Origin of the sequence: Pseudoalteromonas sp. S3260, assembly GCF_005886925.1 — a bacterium.
In the GTDB taxonomy this organism is placed as follows: domain Bacteria; phylum Pseudomonadota; class Gammaproteobacteria; order Enterobacterales; family Alteromonadaceae; genus Pseudoalteromonas; species Pseudoalteromonas tetraodonis.
The window spans coordinates 1-5,186 of sequence record NZ_PNCV01000180.1 but is presented as its reverse complement, the minus strand read 5'-3'; the positions used below and the strand labels follow the sequence as shown (position 1 = coordinate 5,186).

Below are 5,186 nucleotides of genomic sequence, written 5' to 3'. Positions count from 1 at the left end.
TCTTATGTGCAGCTCAGGTTATTTAGTTTGCCTGAATGGTTTTTGTATTTTGTAAGTATATTAAGCAAAAGCTGGGTTCTTATTTTGAGTCCGGCTATTTTTATATTCTTTATCCTCAAAGATTATTTAGCTCTTAGGTTCGTTGTTATTACTGCCGCTTTTTCTTATTTGGCACTGTGACCTACTCAAGTTTAATGGCGTTTGATGATGGTATTTATATATATCGTTACCTTGTATGGGCATTAACAGATATTACTTGGATGGCACTTATTGCTTATCGGGGTCTTAAAGATAAAGTGCATTTGTGGCAATGTGTACTTGGGCAGCTTATTGTTATTGGTGCACCCATTCTTCAATTATTTCGCTTAGTTGACCGACACCTTTGGGATTTATCTTATAGCACTGTGATGTATCAAACATTTATGCCTTTAATAAATATTGCCACTGTTGTTGTCTGCTACCTGCCTCTTTTATATCTTTTTGTTAATAAGCGAAATAAAGCTTTAAGTTAGAAACTATAAAAATATCCCCAGTTTTAAACTGATATGCTAAACTACTGTTTATATGAACAGTGCTAGGGTGTGGTTATGAAACTTTATATTGCTGAAAAACCTTCATTAGGACGCGCTATTGCAGATGCGCTTCCAAAACCTCATAAAAAACACGATGGTTATATTGAAGTGGCGAATGGTGATTGTGTGTCTTGGTGCATAGGCCATTTGCTCGAGCAAGCAGAACCTGATGACTATGACGAACGTTTTAAAAAATGGCAATTTGAGCATTTACCTATTGTGCCTGAACACTGGCAATTAAAAGCTAAAACAAAAACCCGTAAGCAGCTTACCATTTTAAAAAAATTAATTAAGCAGGCAACAACACTCGTGCATGCTGGCGATCCTGATCGTGAGGGTCAGCTACTGGTTGATGAAGTAATCGAGCAAACAAAAATTAGTCAAACCAAAAAGCAAAGTATTCAACGCTTATTGATTAGTGATTTAAACTTAACTGCGGTAAAAAAATCACTCAACTCTATGCGGGCTAACCGTGATTTTATCCCTTTAAGCGTATCTGCTTTAGCGCGGTCTCGTGCTGATTGGTTGTTTGGTATGAATTTAACGCGAGCTTATACGCTAGCTGGGCAAAAAGCGGGCTTTGGTAATGTGTTGTCGGTTGGGCGAGTACAAACACCTATTTTAGGTTTAGTTGTAAATCGTGATAATGAAATCGCAAATTTTGTATCCAAACCATTTTATGAAGTACTTGCTCATCTTGTTACACCTGAGCAGCAATCATTTACTGCTAAGTGGATACCGAGTAAAGCGTGCGAACCATATCAAGATGAAGAGGGCAGAGTACTTAATAAAGCCTTAGCCGAAAATGTGACTTCACGCATTGCTAATCAGCCCGCAAATGTAACAGCGCTTGAGCAAAAGCAAAAAAAACAAACCGCGCCTCTTCCTTATAACTTATCTGCTTTACAAATAGATGCTGCTAAAGCTTTTGGGATGCCAGCACAAAAAGTACTCGATATTTGCCAAGTTTTATATGAACGTCATAAATTAATTACCTACCCACGCTCAGATAACCGTTACTTACCGAGAGAGCATCACCAAGATGCACCTGCTATTTTAAAAGCGATAGCCGCAAATGGTGGGCAGTCAGTAGAGCTGGTAAATGAGGCAAATGCAAAACAACGTAGTAAATGTTTTAATGATGCAAAAGTGGCCGCTCATCACGCCATTGTGCCGACAGCTAAACATTTAAGTAGTGTGAGTTTAGCCAATGATGAAGCAAAAATTTATCAGTTAATAAGTCGACACTATTTAATTCAGTTTTATCCTGATTACATTTACAACGAAAGCAAAGTAGAGGTAACCATAGCCGGAGGTTTATTTAAAGCAAGTGCAAAGCAAGATGTAAGCTTAGGTTTTAAATTGCTCATGGGTAAGTCGGAACTCAAAGAAGAAGCTACATTGCCTTATTTAGAAAAAGGTATGGCACTTACTTGTACTAAAGGTGAAGTGGTGCAAAAGCATACATCTCCTCCGGCTCATTTTACCGATGCAACCTTACTTGCTGCTATGACGGGAATTAGCCGTTATGTAAAAGACCTGCAAATCAAAAAAATATTAAAAGAAACAGATGGCCTCGGTACAGAAGCAACGCGTGCAGGCATTATTGAGCTGTTATTTAAACGTCGCTTTTTAAAACGTGAGGGAAAAGCAATTAAAGCAACTGAAACAGGTCTGGCATTAATTAGTGTATTACCAGAGGGATTATCAAGCCCCGACTTAACTGCAAAATGGGAGTCGAGTTTAGGTGATATTGCAGAGCAAGCAATGAGTTATCAGCAGTTTATACAACCTTTATTAGCCGATTTAACTAATTTTGTAAGTCAAGCGGCGAACTGCAATAGTCAGGCATTTGCACTGTTACCTAAAACGTCACCTAAAAAGCGCTTTGCCAAACGTACAAAAAAAGCGCCGTATAAAAAGTCGAGTTATAAAAAAAGCCCTGCGGTAAATTAATCGCAGGGCTTACATATAGCGTTGAAGGTTACTGATTGAATAGTGCCACAGCGGCGTTACTCATTGCCTTTATTCCTGTAGGCAGTGCTACTTTAAAATCAGGCGCAAATTTACTTGAATGTAACGAGGGCAGTGTTTCGTTATTTTTTATTGCCTTGGCGTACTGCTGTTGGTTAACGCCACCTAGCCAAAATAAGGTGATAGGAATATTTTCGTCGGTGCGCCCGTATAATCCAAAGTCTTCACCGGCCATTACCGCTTCTGTTTCGAGCACGTTTGCATCACCTATCGCACTTTTTATAGCGTTTCGAACAAGGTTAGTTTGTACTGGGTTATTGTAAGTTGATGGAATTGATTCATCTTCATGAACTTTCACTACAGGGTAGAGAGATTCCTCAAGGCCTGCACTTTGTGCTATACCTGCAGTAATACGTTTAATTGCCGCTATTTGTGCGTTACGTATATCTGGATTGTAGCTGCGTAGCGTAAGTTGTAACTTAACTTCATCAGAAATAACATTGTGTTTAGAGCCACCATGAATGGAACCCACCGTTATCACTGAAGGCTCAAGTGGAGAAAGCTCACGACTAGTAATTGTTTGTAGTGCAAGTATCGTTCGAGCTGCGATGATCACAGGGTCGATAGTTGTATGCGGGTAAGCACCATGGCCACCTTTGCCTTTTATACTAATATCAACAGAATCAACACTGGCCATGGTGTATTCATTTTTCATTGCCACTTTACCCGCAGCAACGCTAGCGCTTACATGCAAAGCAATAATATGATCTGGTTTAGCGTATTTGTTAAATAATCCTTCCTTGAGCATTGCTTTTGCACCACCGCCTACTTCTTCAGCGGGTTGAGCAACCATCATTAAAGTACCTTGCCACTTATTTTTATGCGTAATTAATTGCTCAGCAGTACCAATAAAAGAGCTCATATGAATATCATGACCACAGCCATGCATAACGCCAACTTCACTACCTTGATCATTAATTGTGGTAATAATTGATGCGTAAGTTTTGCCTGTTTGCTCTGTTATAGGCAGGCCATCAGTATCAGTTCTGATCATGACGGTAGGGCCTTGACCATTTTTGTAAATTCCGACTATACCATAGCCACCTACATTATCGGTTACGTCAAACCCTAATTTCTGAAGTCGTTCAGCGATTTTTTTACCTGTTTGCTTTTCCTTATATGACAATTCAGGTGATTGATGTAGGTCTAAGTAAAGTTTTTCTATTGCCGGCATGCTGGTATCAAGATCCAACTTAAGTGCTTGCGCATTCAATAATGGGCTGACTAATAAACACAATGCACTTACATACGCTAATTTCATATTTCCCTCACTACCTTCTATTGTATTTAAATGATTTAAACAGATGACTTGTAATTATTATCTTCATCACCATATAAAAACCTAAATAGATGAACATGGCAATAATTCAATGAGTAATATAGTTAGTCTTAACGCACAAAACCTTCAGCAAGTATTGGGTGAAACATCACAACAAAAGTTAGTACTACTTAACTTTTTTTCTCCACAAAGCCCTGAGTGTATTAGCCAAACAGCTATTTTAGATAAGTTAGCTGCTGAATACAGCAGCTATATAGTAGTCGCAAACTTAGACTGCGATGCAGAGCAGGCACTTGCCTCTCAACTTGCCCAACAAGTTGGATTGCAAACCTTACCTACTTTAGTGTTATTAAAAGACTCAGCTCCAGTTGATGTATTAGCGGGTGCTCAAACAGAAAGCCAAGTTCGTGATGCATTATCTAAACATTTACCAGCTCAACAAGACTTATTATTAGAGCAGGCTAAGCAAGCACTGATTAATAGCGACTTAAATGCCGCGTTTACTTATGCCAAACAAGCGTATGAACTTGATAGTCGAAATGCGAGGATTAAATTAGTACTGGCAGATATATGTATACAAATCCACAAACTCGATGAAGCCGCTGCGTTAATAGAAACAATAGATGTAAAAGAGCAAGATGCATACTTTAATAATATTAAGGCAAAATGTGAGGCCGCATTAGAGGCAACCGATTCACCGCAGATAAAAGAACTTCAAGAAAAAGTCGCTAAACATCCAAATGAACTTGATTTGCAAATGCAGCTAAGTAACCTTTTAAATGAAGCGGGAAGGAAAGAAGAGGCATTAGAAGCACTCTTTACTATCCTTAAAAAGGATCTTAACTATGATGAAGCCAAACCAAACTTCTTAGCAATAATCGCCTCTTTACCTGACGGCGATGCATTAGCCGTTAAATATCGCCGCAAGCTCTATAGTATTTTATATTAACGGCTAATTAGAACCTTTATAAAAGCATCTAACTAAAGATGCTTTTTTGTTTTCTACATTTAAAAAGAGGATAAATGCAGGGTTATCCACAGGGTTTTGTGGGTAACGTGTGTGTCTAGGTGGGGTATCTTTGGGGTAAAAATTAAATGCAAAAAAGCCTTTAAAAACGCTTGCGTTAAAATCGATTCGCCCTATAATGCGACCCCACTGAGACGGCAGAGCGCAACGCATAGCGAGGCACGAGCTACTCAGTGAGTCGAGTAAAACTTAGTTTCGAAAACTTTCAAGTTTAACAAAATTAAGTGTTGACAAAAAAATAGGAAAGCGTAATATGCGCAGCCCTAGCGAGATA

The 5,186-nt window shown here is 38.8% G+C and carries 3 protein-coding genes and 1 pseudogene; 3 read left to right on the top strand and 1 reads right to left on the bottom strand.

Going from position 1 to position 5,186, the window contains the following annotated elements:
- Nucleotides 1-27 precede the first annotated feature (27 nt).
- Together CWC14_RS17910 and CWC14_RS17905 are read left to right on the top strand one after the other, a co-directional pair.
- Nucleotides 28-512, top strand: a pseudogene (locus CWC14_RS17910) (hypothetical protein).
- Between the two features lie 75 nt (nucleotides 513-587).
- On the top strand, nucleotides 588-2,528 hold the full coding sequence (locus CWC14_RS17905) for a DNA topoisomerase III (protein WP_138564248.1): 1,941 nt from the start codon (nucleotides 588-590) through the stop codon (nucleotides 2,526-2,528).
- A 28-nt stretch (nucleotides 2,529-2,556) separates the two neighbouring features.
- On the opposite strand, the gene CWC14_RS17900 is transcribed toward CWC14_RS17905, so the two are convergent.
- The gene (locus CWC14_RS17900; RefSeq protein ID WP_138564246.1) at nucleotides 2,557-3,867 is read right to left on the bottom strand and encodes a M20 metallopeptidase family protein; all 1,311 of its coding nucleotides are present in this window, start codon (nucleotides 3,865-3,867) and stop codon (nucleotides 2,557-2,559) included.
- Nucleotides 3,868-3,976: 109 nt separating this feature from the next.
- Between CWC14_RS17900 and CWC14_RS17895 the strand changes: the two genes are divergently transcribed.
- A complete protein-coding gene (locus tag CWC14_RS17895) occupies nucleotides 3,977-4,834 on the top strand; it encodes a tetratricopeptide repeat protein (RefSeq protein ID WP_138564244.1) in 858 nt (285 codons plus the stop codon).
- Nucleotides 4,835-5,186: the final 352 nt, after the last annotated feature.